The following is a 17211-nucleotide window of genomic DNA, read 5'->3' as shown; positions in this document are numbered from 1 at the left end:
TTGGCGAGCGTGCCCGCTTCACCGAACACAAGCTCGGCACAGGGATTGCTCGAACCCGCACGGCAGATGCGGTGGAGAGTGCCCGAGTTGGCATTGGTGCTCAGTGATCGTGCGGTCGCGCTCGCCAGGCGCACCGGTGACCAGGCGGCTCGCCTGAGAGCCGAGGCCCTCGCGTTGTTCGCCTCGAACCGGCTGGGCCAGGGCGTCCCGGCCACCGTCCGGGCGCTAGCGGCGGTCCGCGACGCGGAGGTGGCGGGCGACGCCGAGGTCGTGGCGGAGCTGCGGGTCGAGTTGGCGTGGTGCGCGCGCAGCGCGGGAAACTGCGAGGTCTCGGTCCGGGTGCTGAACCCGGTGCTGGAGCAGGAGCGGATCGAGCCCGAAGTGCGGGCGCACGCCCTGCTGGCGTTGGCCGCGTCGTTGCCCGCGCACCAGCAGGACGGGCAGCGTTCCGAGGCGCTCGACGAGGCCGAGCGGCTGTACGAGACGTGCGGCCTCAGCCGGGACACCGCCCGGCTGCTCAAGGCTCGGGTTCGCGCTGCGCGAGCGGGGCATCACCGCAGGCTGGGCGAGTTCGGCGAGGCCGTCGCCGCAGCCGACGCCGGTCTCGCGCTGCTCGGGCAGCTCGGCGATCCGGCCGCGGACAGCGGGGAGATCCGGACCCGTCTCATCCTGGAGCGGGTGCAGTCGTTACTGGAGCTGGGGCGCCGTCCTGAGGCCGTCCAGGCGACGGAATCCGTGCTGGCACAGCCGGTTCGCGCCGCAGCGGCCGGGCCGGTCGGTTGGCTGGGGCTCGCGATGGCGACGCGTGTGCACCTGCCGGACGGCAACCACGGTGCGGCAGTGCGGACGCTCAACGACACCGCGGCCATCTCGGAGCGGCACAAGCTGGACGGTCTGCTCGCTGAGGCGCTGAACGCCCTGTCTCACGTGCACGAACGGGGGGCGGAGTTCCCCGAAGCGCTTCGCGCGCTGAGGGGCGCGTACGCCGCCGACCGGCGCTGGCGCGCGGCCGTGCACAACGCACGGGTCCGATTGCTCGCGGAGTACCCGGTGCTCGCGGGCGACGTCGAAGTGCCGCTGCGTTCGAGCGGTCCATCCCGGCCCGCACCGCACGAGCCGGTGCCGCAGGGCCCCGATCCGGTTGGGGCCCGAGCGGTCGTGCCGGAGCAGCCAGCGTACTGGCCGCCGGAACCTCGTCAGCCCGAGCGGGACGCTGTCGAGCCGGCCGAATCGGAGCACGCGAAGTCCGAGCAAGGAGATGCGCACGACGCGGCGCGTCGACTGATGGAGACCCTCACCAGCAGGGCCGCAGGGAAGAGCGAAGGCAGGCGCCGTCGGCAGGAGATGCCCGAGCCCCGGATTTCCGAGGAGTCGGCGCAGCCGACGGTCGTGCTCGACCCGGCGACGATCCAACCGGCCGAGCCCGAGGCGGACCAGCTCGGTGCGGCGGCGTTCCCGGCCGCCGAGCCGGTGGAGGCCGAGGGCGGCGGCCAGTTCGCACACGCCGAGACGGTGGAGGCCGAGGGCGGTCGGTTCGCACCCACTGAGACGGTTGCCTTCCCGCCGCCCGCCGACCAGGGCGTTCCCGGCGGGGAGTCCGAGCCGGAGGAGCACGCCGACCAGGCTTCGGCCTCGTCGCAGGCGAGTTGGTGGCCTTCGGAAGGTTCGGACCAGCCGTCCGGCGCCGAGCGCACCATTCCCGAGGTGCCTGTGGCGTACGAGCCGCAGCAGGACCAGCCGGGTGACGCAGGTCTCCAGGCCGAGACGAGCGCGCTCGCTGCGACGTTGGACAACCTTCGCCGGACGGCGGCCGCTGCCGGCCGCGACTCGAGTGCCGCGGATCTCACCACGATCATGCCGGTGATCGGGGGTCCAGCCGGGCCGGGCGACTGGTCAGGAACCGGACAGACGGCGGATTCCCCCGTGGCCGATCCGCTGCCGGAAGCGGCGCGAGCTGATTTCGAATCGCAGTACGGCCAGGACCCGACGGCAACCGAGCCCGCCGCCGGACGGCCGAGGGGCCACCGGGCCGACCACGCGCTGCCGCTCGAACCGTCCTACGGCGAGAGTGAAGCCGCCCCGGCAACCGAGCCCCCGACGATCCAGACATCGACGATCCAGACATCGCCGGCAGACGTCCTGACCCCGGACACACCGGCGGCGGACGACCCGGCGGTCGAGTCGGCTGGGGCTTCTGCGGCAGGGACGGAGCAGCGCGAAGGTGGTCGCCGATCGCGTGGCAAGTCGCTGGCCGAGATCCGCGCCGGTCTCCAGCTGTCCGCGGAGCCCCGCCCGGGCCGCCGCCGCGCCCGGCACGCCGAACCGGCCGAACCACCAGAACCGATCGAACCACCAGAACTGTCCGCCCCCGCGGTCACATCGCCGACACCCGCCGCGGAGCTGCTCGGCAGGCACCGCCAGGACTGGGCGACCGAGCCGAACCTCCCGGTCGTCGAACCGCAGCCGTCACCGCCCGCCGCGGGAACGTCCGAACCGGCAGGAGACCGCGAGGCCCCGGAACCGCTCGCCGCAACGTCCCCTCCCGCAACACTGCCCGCAGTGGAACCACCGGCGGCGGATGCGGGGGCGGCGGAGAAGATCGGCCTCGCGGAACTGCTCACCGAGGCGCTGATGGCCTACGAGAGCGGTCGGCGCGAGCAACCCGAGGTCGAGGAGGCCGCGCCGTCGGGCCGGCACAGCGAAGCGCGTGTGTCAGGAGTCACCGGCCGTCCCCAGGTTTCCCGTTCCGCTCATTCGTCCACATCGGACGATCGGAGTCCCGCCGTGGCCCCTCGGCACCGCAGGGCGGCGGGCGACTCCACGGCGGTGGATCCGCTGTTCTGAAGCCGTTTCACCGAAGCGGCGCAACGGCTTGGTCCGAATGCGCAGGCGCGCGTCGACGTGCACCGCGGCTGCCCGGATGTGACGCGCGACATTCCACGCCACCTCCCGGCGGCCGGGTGGGAATCGCGATCAAGACCGTTTTCTGAAACGTCAAAGTCATCGATCATTGTGCCGCTTTTCACGTGCCCGACCGCGCTACCGCCCTCTGCCGGGCGCTGGAACTGGCAGTCTTAAGGTGGAACCTGTTGGCACAAAGAGGTGCCGTCAAGCGTGGAGCTGCCTGAAGATGACCTCGAACCCCGGACAGTTGAAGACCGGAGAACGCCCGCGAGCCGATGGGGACGACGCGGTCGGCGAGCGGTCCGAGAACCCCGAACTGGCCAAGCGCCGTCTGCTGGACAGAGCGGTTGAGTCCGCACCGGAACTCGCCGAGCTGTTGCGCGCCTACTACCGGCACGTGCCCGCCGAGGAGCTCGTCGACGACGAGCCCGCCGACCTCGTCGGGGCACTGCGGTCGCACCACCGGCTCGCCGCGGAGCGGGTCGCGGGGCGCCCGCTGGTGCAGATCTTCAACCCGGATCGGGCCGAGGACGGCTGGGGGAGCCAGGCCACGGTGGTCCAGACCGTCACCGACGACATGCCGTACCTGGTGGATTCGGTGATCGCCGAGCTCGGCCGCTACGGCGCCGAGGTGCAGCGCATCATCCACCCCATCGTCGTGGTGCGCCGCGACGTGGCCGGCGAGCTGCTGGAGGTGCTGCCGGACGCGGACCCGGCGGCCCCGCCGGCCGACGCGATGGCCGAAAGCTGGATGTTCGTCGAGGTCGACCGGGTCGTCGACACCGACCGGATCGCCGACCTGAAGCAGGGCCTGGCCGACGTGCTCAACGACGTGCGCGAGGTCGTCGAGGACACCGAGCGGATGCACGCCACCGCCCGGTCGCTGGCCGACGAGCTGGACCAGACCCCGCCGCCGCTGCCGGGCGCCGACGTCCACGATGGAGCCGAGCTCCTGCGGTGGTTGGCCGACGGGCACTTCACGTTCCTCGGCTACCGGCACTACGAGCTGGTCGACGACGGCACCGAGCCCGCGCTGCAGGCCGTGCTGGCCTCCGGACTGGGCGTGCTGCGCAGCGACAGCGTCGCCGCGCGCAGCCTGACCGCGGGGCCGGACGCCCGCGCCAGCGCGCTGTCCAAGGACCTGCTGGTGCTCACGCAGGCCAGCGCACCGTCCACAGTGCACCGTCCGGTGCACCCGTTCTACGTGGGCGTCAAGACCTTCGACGAGGCCGGGAACGTCAACGGGGAACACCGCTTCCTCGGGCTGTTCACCACCACCGCGCTGCACGAGAACGTGCTCGACATCCCGTTCATCGAGCGGCGGGTGCGGGAGATCATCCACCGCGCCGGGTTCCCGATGGAGTCCTACTCCGGCCAGCGGATGCTGGAGGAGATCCAGAACTACCCGCGCACCGAGCTGTTCTCCACCGACGCGGACACGCTGCAGGACACCATCACCGGCGTGCTGGCGCTGGCCGAGCGCCGCAAGCTCAAGCCGTTCCTGCGCCGCGACACCTACGGCCGCTTCTACTCCTGCCTGGTGTACCTGCCGCGGGACCGCTACACCACCAGCTCGCGGCTGGCGATGCAGGAGGTGCTGCTGGAGGAGCTCAACGGCACCGGTCTGGAGTACAGCACGCGGGTCGGCGAATCCACCCTGGCGCGGGTGCACTTCGTGGTGCACACCGACCCGGAGGACCAGGTGGAGCCGGACCTGGTGCGCATCCAGCAGCGGCTGTCCGACGCCATCCACACCTGGGACGACCAGATGATCGAGGAGGTCGACGCCGAGCAGTCCGGCGGCGGCCGGGACGGTCACGCGGGACGCAGCCTGTCGGAGGCGATCAGCCAGCTCGGCCAGCGCTACGCGTCGAGTTTCCCGGAGGCGTACAAGGAGGACTTCACCGCGAGCGAGGGCCTCGTCGACCTCCGGCGGCTGGAGTCGTTGTCGGGTGCGCGCGACCTGAAGATGTCGTTCTACGCGCCGCGTGACGCCAGCGCGGGGCAGCGCCGCTTCAAGCTCTACGTCGGCGGCCGGGTGACCCTGTCGCGGGTGCTGCCGGTGCTGCAGAGCATGGGCGTCGAGGTCGTGGACGAGCGGCCCTACGAGGTCATCGTCGGCGACACCGACCAGCAGTTCTGGATCTACGACTTCGGGCTGCGGCTGGACCCGGCGACGCTGGACACCGCGACGAGCGACGGCCTGCTGGAAACCCTGCGGGAGCGCTTCGAGGACGCCTTCCGCGCGGCCTGGCTCGGCGACGCCGAGGTCGACCGGTTCAACGCGCTGGTGCTGCGCGCCGGGCTGAACTGGCGGCAGGCGTCGGTGCTGCGCGCCTACGCCAAGTACCTGCGGCAGGTCGGCGTGGCCTACAGCCAGGACTACATCGAGGACGCCATCCTGGCGCACCGCCTCACCACCACGACGCTGGTCAGGCTGTTCGAGACGCGGTTCGACCCGGCGCTGGAGGCCGACGACCGGGCGGCCCGCGAGGCGGACCTCACCGACGCGGTGACCAAGCTGATCGACGAGGTCACCAGCCTGGACGCGGACCGGATCCTGCGCAGCTACCTGAGCCTGATCCGCGCCACGCTGCGCACCAACTACTTCGCCGCCGACGGGGAGCGGGAACGCTCCTACCTGGCGCTGAAGCTGGAGCCCAGGGAGATCCCGGGGCTGCCGGAGCCGCGCCCGCAGTTCGAGATCTTCGTGTACTCGCCGTGGGTGGAGGGCGTGCACCTGCGGTTCGGCTCGGTGGCCCGCGGCGGCCTGCGCTGGTCGGACCGGCGGGAGGACTTCCGCACCGAGATCCTGGGCCTGGTCAAGGCGCAGGCGGTGAAGAACGCGGTGATCGTGCCGGTCGGCGCGAAGGGCGGCTTCGTGGTGAAGCGCCCGCCGATGCCCACCGGCGATCCGGCGGTGGACCGCAAGGCCACCCTCGACGAGGGCATCGCCTGCTACCGGATGTTCATCTCCGGCCTGCTGGACCTGACCGACAACCTGGTCGGCGGCGAGGTGGCCCCGCCGAAGGACGTGGTGCGCCACGACGGCGACGACACCTACCTGGTGGTCGCGGCGGACAAGGGCACCGCGACGTTCTCCGACATCGCCAACGACGTCGCCAAGTCCTACGGCTTCTGGCTGGGCGACGCGTTCGCCTCCGGCGGCTCGGTGGGCTACGACCACAAGGCGATGGGCATCACCGCCAAGGGCGCGTGGGAGAGCGTCAAGCGGCACTTCCGCGAATTCGACGTGGACACCCAGTCCGAGGACTTCACCGTGGTCGGCGTGGGCGACATGGCCGGCGACGTGTTCGGCAACGGCATGCTGCTCTCCGAGCACATCAGGCTGGTGGCCGCGTTCAACCACATGCACGTCTTCATCGACCCCGATCCGGACCCGGCGGTGTCCTTCGCCGAGCGCCGCAGGCTGTTCGAGCTGCCGCGGTCGACCTGGGACGACTACGACCGCAGCAAGATCAGCGCCGGTGGCGGCGTGTGGTCGCGGTCGCTGAAGTCGATCCCGCTGAACCCGCAGATCCGGGAGGCGCTGGGCATCGACGAGTCGGTGCGCAAGCTGGCGCCGGCCGAGCTGATCAAGCGGGTCCTGCTGGCGCCGACGGACCTGCTGTGGAACGGCGGCATCGGCACCTACGTCAAGGCCGCGACCGAGACGCACGCCGACGTCGGCGACAAGGCCAACGACGCGGTCCGCGTCAACGGCGCCGACCTGCGGGTGAAGGTCGTCGGCGAGGGCGGCAACCTCGGTCTGACGTCGCTGGGCCGCATCGAGTTCGCCCGCGCGGGCGGCAAGGTCAACACCGACGCGCTGGACAACTCCGCCGGGGTGGACTGCTCCGACCACGAGGTCAACATCAAGATCCTGCTCGACCACCTGGCGGCCGACGGGCGGTTGACCGGTGAGCAGCGCAACGAGCTGCTCGCGGACATGACCGATGAGGTCGGCGAGCTGGTGCTGGCCGACAACCACGCGCAGAACGCGGTGCTGGGCATCTCGCGGGCGCACGCCGCCCCGATGGTGTCGGTGCACGCCCGCCAGGTCCTGGCGCTGGAGAAGAACGCCGGCCTGGACCGCGCGCTGGAGGCGCTGCCGACGTCGAAGGAGTTCCGCGACCGGGAGAAGGCCGGCGAGGGCCTGAGCTCGCCGGAGCTGGCGACGCTGATGGCGCACGTCAAGCTGGCGTTGAAGCGCGACGTGCTGGCCAGCGCCCTGCCGGACACCGAGGCGTTCAGCAACCGGCTTCCGGAGTACTTCCCGAAGCCGCTGCGGGAGCACTACTCCGACGCGATCGCGGCGCACCCGCTGCGCCGGGAGATCATCACGACGCTGCTGGTGAACGAGATGGTCGACGGCGGCGGTATCTCCTTCGCCTACCGGCTGTCCGAGGAGATCAGCGCTTCGACGACCGATGCGGTGCGGGCGTTCGCGGTGGTCAACGAGGTCTTCGGGCTGCAGGAGCTGTGGGCGCAGATCGATGCGCTGGGCGGCTCGGTGCCGAGTTCGGTGGCCGACGAGCTGGTGCTGGAAAGCCGCCGCCTGCTGGACCGGGCGGCGCGCTGGATGCTGACCAACCGGCCGCAGCCGCTGGCGATCGGCGCCGAGATCGCCCGCTTCCAGCCGGTGGTCGCGGAGCTGTCCGCTTCGGTGCGCGGCCTGCTGCGCGGCCGGGCGGCCGAGGGTGCCACCGAGATGATCGACCGCTGGACGGCGGCCGGCGTCCCGGCGGACCTGGCGGAACGCGTCGGCGTGCTGCTGGATTCGTTCGCGCTGCTGGACGTCCGGGAGATCGCCGAGCTCGCGGAGCGCGACGCCGGGGTCACGGCCGAGCGCAGCCCACGGGAGAGCGCCGACCTGTACTACTCGCTGGCCGAGCACCTCGACGTCGAGCGGATGCTGCTGGCGGTCAACGAGTTGGAGCGCGGGAACCGGTGGCACTCGCTGGCCCGGTTGGCGTTGCGGGATGATTTCTACGCGTCGCTGCGTGCGATCACCACCGACGTCCTGCGGACCAGCGATCCGGAGGACGACCCGGAGGAGAAGATCGCTCGTTGGGAATCCACCAACGAGTCGCGACTGGCGCGGGCCAACTCGTCGCTGGAGCAGATCAAGAACTCCGGTCGGCTGGATCTGGCCACGCTGTCGGTGGCGGCCCGCCAGCTGCGCAGCATGGTGCGGTGACGGCATGATCGGGTGGCTTGCGGTCGCACCGGCCGCAAGCCACCCGAACGGCAGAAAGGAAGCTCGCCGGTGGGCGCGTTCGTAGCCGAGGTGGCCCTGCGCTGGTCCGACATGGACGCGTTCGGTCACGTCAACCACGCCAGGACGATCACGCTGCTGGAGGAGGCGCGGGCCGAGCTGCTGTTCACCGAGGCGGAGCGGCAGGGCCTGCTCGGCATGGCGGAGGGCATGGTGGTGGCCCGGGTCGTGATCGACTACCACAGCCCGCTGGTCTACGCGTCGAAGTCGCTGCAGGTGCAGATGTCGGTGCGCGAGCTCAAGGCCGCGTCGTTCATCCTCGACTACACCGCATACGCGCAGGAAGCGGTCGCCACCGCGGAAACGCTGATGGTGCCCTACGACCTGCGGGCGGGGCGGCCCCGGCGGATGACCAAGGAGGAGCGCGACTTCCTCGCGGAGTGGCGGCTCGATGCGGAGAAGCCGGAGTTGGGTCGTGTCTGAGCTGCGGATGCCCGATGCGGTGGAGCGCGAAGACCTCGGCGCGTTCGTCGCCCGCGCGGTGCGGTTGGACGGCCAGGCGCTGGTGCGCCTGCGCAACCGGCCGGGCGCGGGCCGCGTCGACGTCTGGGCGGCGACGCCGTTCGACGCCCTGTCCACCAGGTCGGTCGAGGGCGAGGTGGAGCCGGCGGACCTGACGGTGTCGGGCAACGAACTGCTGGCGACGCTGACGGTGGCGGGTGCCCCGGTGATGGATCCGGGCCCGCCGCGGGATCTGATGTGGCGCTCGGAGCTGCCGCCGGCGGTGGGCTGGCAGCGGGTGGACGACCTGCCGGCGAAGCTGGTCGGCGAGGTCGCGGAGCGCGGCATCGACGTGGCCAAGGACAACGTCGGTCCGAAGGGGACACCGCCGGCTTCCCTGCTGGACCAGGAGGTCTTCACGGTCAGCGGCGCGGGTTACCAGGTGAAGGTCCCGCTGCGCTGCCTGTTCGTGCTGTCGGGCATGGGTTTCCTGGTGTCGAAGCCGGCGGAGTCCGAGATCGTCCGGGTGAGCGCGACGGACGCCTGGCTCCGCCTGGACTCCCGCTACGGCGCGGTGGTCCGCCGCCGCCACGCCCTCCTCCCGCTGCTGGTCTGACAGGTCCGCAATTTCCATTGAAATCGAACCTTCGATTTCAATGGAAATTGCGGCCCGCCGAGGCCCTCGGCACCCGGGCGCGGGTCAGCGGGACCGTTCTCGGCGGTGACCTTCGCCGTCTCGACGGACGGGCACGTCGGTGGGGAGAACTGCGCCGATCAATTCGAGCCGACGAACGCGGGTCTCATCGCGCTCTGAGCGGGGAACAGGCGTGAAGCCCCTGGCAGGACGCGACAAGATCGTCCTGAGCCAGGAGCTCCACCACCGGAGATCTCAGCAACCGACGGCTCGTTCACCTTCCGGCGTCCGTTCGACCAGTTGGACGTCCGTTCTCCCGAACCGGTTCACGGCCCACCACAGCCATTCCGGGCTGTACTCCTCCTCCGGCACCACCGCGTGCGCCGGGAGGTCGGCCAGCGCGGCATCGCTGATCCGTTCTCCCGCCGCGATGCCGGCCCCGGGCGCCGGCCGGACGCCGATCTCGACCGTGCCCGGCCGCGTGCCCGCGGCGATGACGAGCTGCCCGATCTCGGCCCAGGAGACCTTCGTCGGTCCGAAGACGGCTCCGTGCGCGTCGGCTTTGAACGCGAGCCATTCCTTCTCGTGCTCGTTGCGCAGCCACACGATGACGCCGATCAACCCGCCGAACAGCACCACGCCCAACACCGATGGCGCATCGATCGCCTGCATGAGCGCCGAGACGGCGAAGAACGCCGCGATCGCGGCGACGATCTTCCCGGCGATCCGCGGCGACGAGCCAGGCTTCATGATCCGGTACTGCGTGCTCTGCACCTTCTTGCGCGCCCGCACGATCACGAATCCCACCACGAGGAGAACCGCGCCGATCAGCACGAAGAAGCCCGCGTTGGAGCCGGGCCCGGCGAACAGCAGCGGGGCGATTCCGAGCAGGACGGCCGCGCCGAGCATGACCAGCGAAACCGTCGAATCCGCCTTCTTCAGCGTGCGGTTCTGGTCGTTGATCGCGTCCTGGTTCAGGAATGGATTGTTGTGCTCTGTTGGCATTTCTAGTCCTACGTGGGTAGTCGATTCTCGGGAACGGCTTACCGGCCGCGTGCTCCCGCGCTGCGCTGCTTCTGGCGGCGATCCAGGTAGAAGAGCAGACCGCTGGCTGCGAAGCCGATGATGGCGTAGATGATGTCGTTCTGGCCTGCGTCGGTGTCTCCCGCGGAGAAGTCCATTCCCGCGAACACCAGAAAGAGGAAACCGGCGATGGCGCCGACGGCCATGTAGATCTTGTTGGTCATCTTCCCCGACCTCGTCTGATTTGCCGAATGGAACTCCACTGCGTGGCGAACCGGAACGGAGTAGAGCACGGGCGCGGGCGGCGAAACACCGGCAAGGCAGGTTCATGCCAGTTTCCGGTGCGGCGCGGCGGAATCCGAGGCCGTCCTCAGTCGAGGAAGGTGACGGTCTCGGCGAGCGGGGCGCGGTCGATGCGGGCGTGTTTCGCCGAGATGTCCTCGAATCCGATCGACATGCCGCAGAACAGCACGAGTTCGTCCGGCGGCGAAACGACTTCCGCGACGGTTCGGCGGTAGACCGACCACGCCATCTGCGGGCAGCTGTGCAGCCCTTCGGCGCGGAGCAGCAGCATGACGGTCTGCAGGTACATGCCCATGTCGGCCCACTGCGCCGAGCCCAGGCCGCGGTCGATGTAGCAGAACAGCGCGGCCGGAGCGCCGAAGCAATTCCAGTTCGCGGCAACGGCTTCCCGCCGCGCCTGCTCGTCCCGCCGCGGGATCCCGAGCGCGGCGTAGCGCTGCTCACCGGCGGCGATCTGGCGCTCGCGGTAGGCGGATTTCAGATCGGGCGGATACATCTCGAATTCGCGCTCGTCGCCGGGATCTCCCGCGGCCAGGCGCTCGGCGGTTCGCTCCTTCACCTCGGCCAGCGCTGTGCCCGTCAGCACGAAAGCCTTCCATGGCTGGAGATTCCCTCCGGACGGCGTGCGGGCGGCAGCGGTGAGGACGCGCACGAGCAGCTCTTTCGGCACCGGCTCGTCGGTGAATCCCCGCACCGCCCGTCGACTTCGGACCGCTTCGTACACGTCCACAGACCGCCTCCCGAGTCGCTCGAAGTTCGCCACCACGTCGACACCTGGCGAAGGGAGAACGTGACCGATGAACCGGGACCTAGACTCGATGTCGATCCGACGCGGCGAAGTGGGGCGGGCATGGGTGCGACCGAGGAGATCGAGCGGATCGCGCTGGATCCGGCCCTGTCGGTGCCGGAGAAGGACGAGCGCATCATCGCCTTCCTGGCCCAGTCGGAAGATCGCGGGGTGCCGGCGGCCGTCGAGTGTCTCATGACGACCTCCGATCACCGCGTCTCCGAGTTCGTCGCCGCCTACCTGGAACTGATCCACGGGGCGCGCGAGGAGAAGGCGCGCGTGGCGGAGAGGTTGCGCGGTGCCGGTGAAGTCGCGGCGTCAGCGGCGAGGCTCGTGCCCTGGATGCCGGATGCCCTGATCGACGCGTTCATCCAGGACCACCTGGCGTCGCCGGACCCGAAGTCCCCGGTGTCCAGCGTCGTCTTCACCATCGCGATGCACCGCCCGGAACGCCTCCGGCCCTACGCCGACCGCGTCGAAAGCGCTTCGATGAAGCGGAGTCTGCTGTCCGGTGCGCCCGACGAGTTCGCCGACTCGCTGCTGGAGAGGTGGCGAGCGGAGCAGGATCTGAACGACCTCTGGACGCTCGCGCTGATCCGCACCTCGCACGCCGCCGATCTCATCGAGTCCGTGGTGGACGAGGTCGCGGATCCGGACGACTGGGACTGGCTGATGCCGCTGGCCGGCCGCCTGCCGGACACCCGGAAGCCCGCGGGTTTCCCGCCCGCTTTCCTGGGTTTCGTGGCGGATGCCGGCGAGAGCGCCCACGTCATGGGCGGAGACCCCGGCGGGGATGTTCCGCTCTGCGCGGACTGCCGGATGCCCGCGGAACGGATTCTGACCCTTTCCGCCGAGGCGATGCCGAACGCGCTGAGCCGGGACCCGTCGTTCTACTGGTTCACCTGCGACTGCGCCGAAGTGGATCGCATCACCGTGCGCTTCACCCCGGCGGGCACGGAGGTCTACTTCAACCCCCAGGGGCCGAGCAGCGGCGAATCCCGCCTGATCCCGGGGGAGCGGTCGCTGGTCCTGGAGCCGCACCCCAACCAGCACGGCGTGAGCCTCCCGGCGTTGCCGAGGACGAAGCACCAGGTGGGCGGGCTGCCGCGCTGGCCGTCGCCGGAGACGCACCCGATCTGCCCGGTGTGCGGCAACTTCATGCCGTTCCTGGTGTCCATCGAAGGTGGCCCGACGCCGTTCGGCCGGATGGGATTCGAGGAGCTGCTCTTCGGCTTCTGGTGCGACTCCTGCGCCGTCTCCAGCACCCAGACCCAGTACTGAGCACCGCTCCACGACGCCCCGCGCGGGGGTGAGTCACCTTTTGCGCCGCTCGCCCGTCAGACAGGTAGAAGTTGTGCGTGGCGGGAGGCGGAGAACGCATGTTCGGGTTCGAAACGGCGTCGGGCGGGGACGAGGTGTTCCACCGCGAGCGACCGCACCTGCTCGCGGTGGCGTTCCGCCTCCTCGGGTCGGATGCAGATGCCCAGGACGTCGTGCAGGAGGCGTGGATCAGGTACCTGCGGGCCGATGTCGATGGCGTCGAGAACCTGCCCGCCTGGCTGACCACCGTGGTGACCCGGTTGTGCCTGGACCTCCTGCGCCGATCGCGCGAGGTTCTGCAGGAGCCGGCCGACATGCCGGAGCCGGCGGACCCCGTCGGTGGTCCGGAGGAGGTCGCGCTCCTCGCCGGAGGCCTGAGCGAGGCCATCGCGATCTTGCTGGACCAGCTGACGCCGCCGCAACGGGTCGCGTTGATCCTGCACGACGTGTTCGGCACGCCGTTCGACGAGGTGGCGCACGTGCTGGGCACGACGCCGGGGTCGGCCAAGAAGCTGGCCAGTCGCGCGCGGGCGCGGGTGCGGCCGGCCAGTGCGGCGGACGCCGATCCCGGCGCCGCGCGGCACGTGGTGGCTGCCTTCCTGAAAGCGGCGCAGCAGGGCGACATCGACGGCCTCGTCGAGGTCCTGCACCCCGAGGTGACGAGAACGGCCGACCCGCAGGCGCTTCCGCCCGGAGCGGAGCTGCGGGTGCGGGGCGCGCGAACCGTCGTCGACGAGACGCGGGCGTTGCGGGCCAACGCCCGGCAAGCGCGCGTGGTGTCGATCAACGGGCGGCCCGGAATCGCGGTCATGGCCGATCGCGGCCCGCGCATCGCGTTGCTCTTCCGCATCGCGGCCGGGCGAATCGTCCACTACGACGTCGTCGGAGATCCCGCCCGCCTCGCCCGGCTGCACATCACCGACTAGCGAGGAGAAACCATGTTCATCACCTATGTCGTCGTCACGGCCGTCACCATCGCGGCGAACGCCGGGATCGCCATCGCGGACCTGGCGAAGGCGGACTTCGTCCTCGCCAACTCGGCCAAGGTGGACGTCCCGAGATCGTGGCTGCCGATGCTGGGAACGCTCAAGGCGGCCGGCGCGGTGGGACTCCTGCTGGGCCTGCTCGGATTCCAGGCCATCGGCGTCGCGGCCGCGATCGGGCTCGTCGCGTTCTACGTGGGCGCGATCGTCGCCCACGTGCGCGCCCGGCAGATCAACACCATCGCGGCCCCGGGAGTCTTCCTAGCCATGGCCGTCGCGTCGCTGGCCCTCGCGATCGCCGGGTGATCAGTCGCGGAGGTGATCGGCGGTGGAGATGAGCTCGTCGAGCCGGTGCAGCGCGCGCGTCATCTCGTCGACCTTGGTCGCCAGCCGGTCGCGTTCGGTGTGGAGCATGCGGCGTTGTGCCGGGGTGGTGCGGCTGGTGTCCACGCAGGGCACAGCCGGTGAGAACCACGGCGGGGGACGTTCTCCGCGCTGGCCTCAAGCGATGGCCTGGGGTTGTGCAGGGCTGAGGTGGTGCACGGCGGTCTGTTCGGTGTGCGGGGCGAGCAGGGTGCACAGCTCGTCCACTGCGGCTTCGAGGAGGTGGCCGTCCCGGGTGGCGTGGAGGGTTTCGAGGACGAAGGCGACGCGTGCGGAGTCCTCGGTGACGCGGGTGCGGTGGGCGTCGCGGTGGTTCCAGTGGCGGGTCAGGACGCCGGTGGTGTCCGCGTAGATGACCTCGCCGGGCTTGGGGGTCTCGATGACGTCGGGTTCGCCGAGCGGGGTGAAGGATTCGGTGCCGTCCGCGTGGCGGATGACGACGTCGCCGGTGACGTGGTCCAGGTCGAAGGCGCCGGCGGGCAGGCCGCGGTGGACGGAGACGGCGTTGTAGGAGTCGACGGCCGGGTTGATGCGCGGCAGTGTTCCCCTCTTGGACAGGCGGCGGCCGAGCGCGTCGACGCTGGGGCGGGTGCGACGGGGGTTGGTGCCGAAGGCGCGGTAGGCGGTGTGCCATGCCTCGATGCGGGGGTCGGTCTCGTCAGCGGGGTGCCAGGTGCCGTCGGCGAGCTGTCGTTCCAGTTCCTCCAAGGCGCCGGCGGTGCGGGGCCAGGGTTCGCGGCCGCGCAGGCCGGTGGCGGTGACCAGGGCGATGCGGGTGTCGGGGAAGGCGTCTGCGATGGCGGGGGCGAGGCGGAAGGCGGGCATGGGCTCCGTTTCTTTCCTGCGTGCGGTGGTGGGCTTGGTCAGGTCAGGGCGAGGAGGCTGACGGCGACGGCTGCGGTGCCCAGGCCGACGAGCTGGCCGCGGTGGATCCGCTCGGCGACCACGCCGCGGGCGAGCAAGATGGTGCCGGCCGGGTAGAGAGCGACGATCACCGCGACGACGGCGAGGTCCCCGCTCCGGGCGGCCAGCAGGAACAGCAGGTTCGCCACCGAGTCCAGCGCGCCCGCGGCCGCCGATATCGCGTACGCGGGCCGCTCCGGCCCCAGCCTGCGGCGCATCAGCCCCGCCGCGGCCAGGACGGTGGCCGACGAGACCGCGCGCCCCACGATCAGCGGAGCCACCCCGCTGTCGGATGGTGCCTGGTGCAAGAAGATCAGCTGGAGCGCAATGGCGGTGCCCGCGCCGAAAGCCAGCAGCAGCGCAGTGCGCGAAGGGCGTGACGACCTCGCGCCGTGCCCGGCGCTGACCAGCACCACCGCCACCAGCGCGAGCGGCAGGCCGACCATTCCGGCGGCGGCCAGGTGCTCGCCCTGCAGCAGCCCCACGCCGACGGGCAACGCGGCCGACACCAGCGCGGTCACGGGCGACAGCACGTTCATCGGGCCGATCGCCAGGGTGCGGTAGAGCAGGGCGAACGCGGCGGCCGAGGCGACCCCCGAGGCCGCACCCCAGGCGAAGGTCGCGGTGCTGAACGAGGCGCCGAGCAGCGGCCACAGGAGCAGTTCGACCGCGAGGCTGGCCGGGGCCGCGATCATCACGGTGCGCAGCACATGAGCCTTGCGGGCGCCGAGGCCGCCGAGGAAATCGGCGCACCCGTAAGCGAGCGAGCTGCCGACGGCCAGCAGCAGAGCGAACACGGCGAATCCCCTACCATTTCATTGGAACGACTACACGGTACAACAGATTGACCGTCGGGCTCAATCGACCGACCGCGAAGTTCATTGGAATGGTCCAGCCCCGAGGATGGTGCTCAGATGACCGAGACGGCCGCAGCCCTGCGGACGGTCGCGCACAACGTCCGGGCGGCCCGCGTCCGCGCGGGGCTGTCCCTGGAGGAGCTCGGCAGGCGCGCCCAGGTCAGCAAGGGCGCCCTGGTGGGGCTGGAGAAAGCCCAGGGCAACCCCAACCTGGCCACCCTGGTCCGGCTGGCCGACACCCTCGGAATCTCGGTGTCCGCCCTGATGCAGGGGCCGCCCGAGGGCCGCGTCCGCGTCGTGGCCTCCGACGACGTGGCGCCGCTGTGGACCGGGGAGCGGGGCGGCGAGGGACGGCTCGTCCTGACGACCTCGGGCCCGGCCCCCGTCGAGGTCTGGCGCTGGCGCCTGGAGCCGGGCGAGGAGTACCCCAGCCACCCGCACCAGGCCGGAGTCGTGGAGACCGTCAGCGTCACCGCCGGCCGGATGACCCTCGTGGTGGACGGCGAGGAGCACATCGTCGAAGCCGGGCAGACCGCGACGTTCGACGGCGACGCCCCGCACGCCTACCGCGGCGCGGGCGCCGAAACCTGCAACCTGATCATGACGGTCCACCTACCACCGGACCCCAGGTGAAGAACTGCTCGAGGACCGAGGCGAGGACTTCCGGGGCGGCGTCGTGGGGGGTGGTCGAGCGAGGTGGGGTTCCCGGTGTGCGAGTGTGAATTCCGGTAGGCACCGGCTTTTGTGCTCACGACACCTCAGCTGACGAGGCGAGGGGCACCCGTGACCGGTTGGTCGGTCACGGGTGCCCGTGGCCGGGCGCGGGGAGGGGGCGGTGCGCCCGGCCACTGACGGACCGGTGCCGGGGTCGGGGGAGGTTGCACCGGTCCGGCTTCAGGGCGCTAGGTCGGCTCGCGAAGGCGATGTCGCCCGGTGCCGGATTCCTCTTGCGCCGCTTGACGTTCCGCCTCGACCTGTGCGATCAGGTGCCAGACCGTGTAGTCGCTCTCGCCGCCGCTGTGCCGAGCCCGGGGTAACCGCGAGAACACCATGCCGAAGACGAGGACGTTGATCAGCACGAGCGTCGCGAGCTGGAGCCAGAACATGGTGAACCCTTTCGCCGTCGAATCCGGTTGCGGTTGAGCACTACTGGAGGGATGCGAGGACCTGCCAGCACGCCATGCAGGTGTCCTCGCGTATCCAGGCGATCTCCGGCGCGATCCGCTGCAATTCGTCGGTGCTGACCTCGACGCCGCACAACGCGTTGACGGCCAGCCCAGGCTCCGCGTTCCGCGCAGCCGAATCGAAGGCGTGCCGACCACTGATGACCGGCTGCCACCGCCCGATTTTCGCGCCACCAGGCAACATCTCGACTCCTTCCATCCGATCAACGC

At 70.7% G+C, this 17211-nt stretch carries 16 protein-coding genes; 8 read left to right on the top strand and 8 right to left on the bottom strand.

The window, feature by feature from the left end; all coding sequences use genetic code 11:
* The first annotated feature begins 96 nt into the window (after positions 1-96).
* The 4 genes from E1288_RS19120 to E1288_RS19105 all read left to right on the top strand — a co-directional run bounded on the left by E1288_RS19120 (position 97) and on the right by E1288_RS19105 (position 9239).
* A complete protein-coding gene (locus E1288_RS19120) occupies positions 97-2844 on the top strand; it encodes a hypothetical protein (protein ID WP_165968176.1) in 2748 nt (915 codons plus the stop codon).
* 286 nt (positions 2845-3130) lie between these two features.
* Complete coding sequence (locus E1288_RS19115) at positions 3131-8104, top strand: NAD-glutamate dehydrogenase (RefSeq protein WP_235883658.1); 4974 nt, start codon at positions 3131-3133, stop codon at positions 8102-8104.
* Positions 8105-8173: 69 nt separating this feature from the next.
* Positions 8174-8605, top strand: a complete 432-nt coding sequence (locus E1288_RS19110) for an acyl-CoA thioesterase (protein ID WP_132486949.1) — start codon at positions 8174-8176, stop codon at positions 8603-8605.
* The gene (locus E1288_RS19105) at positions 8598-9239 is read left to right on the top strand and encodes a hypothetical protein (RefSeq protein ID WP_132486947.1); all 642 of its coding nucleotides are present in this window, start codon (positions 8598-8600) and stop codon (positions 9237-9239) included. Before E1288_RS19110 ends, E1288_RS19105 begins: the two co-directional genes overlap by 8 nt.
* Before the next feature lie 273 nt (positions 9240-9512).
* On the opposite strand, the gene E1288_RS19100 is transcribed toward E1288_RS19105, so the two are convergent.
* The 3 genes from E1288_RS19100 to E1288_RS19090 form a co-directional block, all read right to left on the bottom strand.
* Positions 9513-10262 carry a hypothetical protein gene (locus E1288_RS19100; protein WP_132486945.1) on the bottom strand — a complete coding sequence of 250 codons (750 nt, stop codon included), beginning with the start codon at positions 10260-10262 and terminating at the stop codon, positions 9513-9515.
* A 38-nt stretch (positions 10263-10300) separates the two neighbouring features.
* Positions 10301-10504, bottom strand: coding sequence for a hypothetical protein (locus E1288_RS19095; protein WP_132486943.1), 204 nt, complete (start codon positions 10502-10504; stop codon positions 10301-10303).
* Positions 10505-10650: 146 nt separating this feature from the next.
* Positions 10651-11313 carry a nitroreductase family protein gene (locus tag E1288_RS19090; RefSeq protein WP_132486941.1) on the bottom strand — a complete coding sequence of 221 codons (663 nt, stop codon included), beginning with the start codon at positions 11311-11313 and terminating at the stop codon, positions 10651-10653.
* A gap of 120 nt (positions 11314-11433) precedes the next feature.
* Here E1288_RS19090 and E1288_RS19085 point away from each other — a divergent pair, with 120 nt between their 5' ends.
* The 3 genes from E1288_RS19085 (at position 11434) to E1288_RS19075 (ending at position 13979) form a co-directional block, all read left to right on the top strand.
* The gene (locus tag E1288_RS19085) at positions 11434-12651 is read left to right on the top strand and encodes a hypothetical protein (RefSeq protein WP_132486939.1); all 1218 of its coding nucleotides are present in this window, start codon (positions 11434-11436) and stop codon (positions 12649-12651) included.
* A 98-nt stretch (positions 12652-12749) separates the two neighbouring features.
* Positions 12750-13616 (top strand): sigma-70 family RNA polymerase sigma factor, encoded by an 867-nt coding sequence (locus E1288_RS19080; RefSeq protein ID WP_132486937.1) that lies wholly within the window; start codon positions 12750-12752, stop codon positions 13614-13616.
* Positions 13617-13628: 12 nt separating this feature from the next.
* Positions 13629-13979 carry a DoxX family protein gene (locus E1288_RS19075; protein WP_132486935.1) on the top strand — a complete coding sequence of 117 codons (351 nt, stop codon included), beginning with the start codon at positions 13629-13631 and terminating at the stop codon, positions 13977-13979.
* Here the strand turns inward: E1288_RS19075 and E1288_RS47020 are convergent, their stop codons facing one another.
* From E1288_RS47020 to E1288_RS19065, 3 genes are read right to left on the bottom strand one after another with little or no spacing between them, the layout of a single operon-like run.
* Positions 13980-14123 carry a hypothetical protein gene (locus tag E1288_RS47020; RefSeq protein WP_165968175.1) on the bottom strand — a complete coding sequence of 48 codons (144 nt, stop codon included), beginning with the start codon at positions 14121-14123 and terminating at the stop codon, positions 13980-13982.
* Positions 14124-14174: 51 nt separating this feature from the next.
* Entirely contained in the window at positions 14175-14882 is a 708-nt protein-coding gene (locus tag E1288_RS19070) for a B3/B4 domain-containing protein (RefSeq protein ID WP_132486933.1), read from the bottom strand.
* Between the two features lie 38 nt (positions 14883-14920).
* A complete protein-coding gene (locus tag E1288_RS19065; RefSeq protein WP_132486931.1) occupies positions 14921-15757 on the bottom strand; it encodes an EamA family transporter in 837 nt (278 codons plus the stop codon).
* Positions 15758-15874: 117 nt separating this feature from the next.
* On the opposite strand from E1288_RS19065, the gene E1288_RS19060 reads away from it, so the two are divergent.
* A complete protein-coding gene (locus E1288_RS19060) occupies positions 15875-16450 on the top strand; it encodes a helix-turn-helix domain-containing protein (protein WP_132486929.1) in 576 nt (191 codons plus the stop codon).
* A 269-nt stretch (positions 16451-16719) separates the two neighbouring features.
* On the opposite strand, the gene E1288_RS19055 is transcribed toward E1288_RS19060, so the two are convergent.
* Together E1288_RS19055 and E1288_RS19050 are read right to left on the bottom strand one after the other, a co-directional pair.
* Positions 16720-16923: a hypothetical protein gene (locus tag E1288_RS19055; protein WP_132486927.1), complete on the bottom strand. Its 204-nt coding sequence runs from the start codon at positions 16921-16923 to the stop codon at positions 16720-16722.
* 40 nt (positions 16924-16963) lie between these two features.
* Entirely contained in the window at positions 16964-17185 is a 222-nt protein-coding gene (locus tag E1288_RS19050; RefSeq protein ID WP_132486925.1) for a zinc finger protein, read from the bottom strand.
* Positions 17186-17211 lie beyond the last annotated feature (26 nt).

Origin of the sequence: Saccharopolyspora elongata, assembly GCF_004348985.1 — a bacterium.
In the GTDB taxonomy this organism is placed as follows: Bacteria; Actinomycetota; Actinomycetes; order Mycobacteriales; family Pseudonocardiaceae; genus Saccharopolyspora; species Saccharopolyspora elongata.
This window is presented reverse-complemented; position numbering and strand designations above follow the sequence as displayed.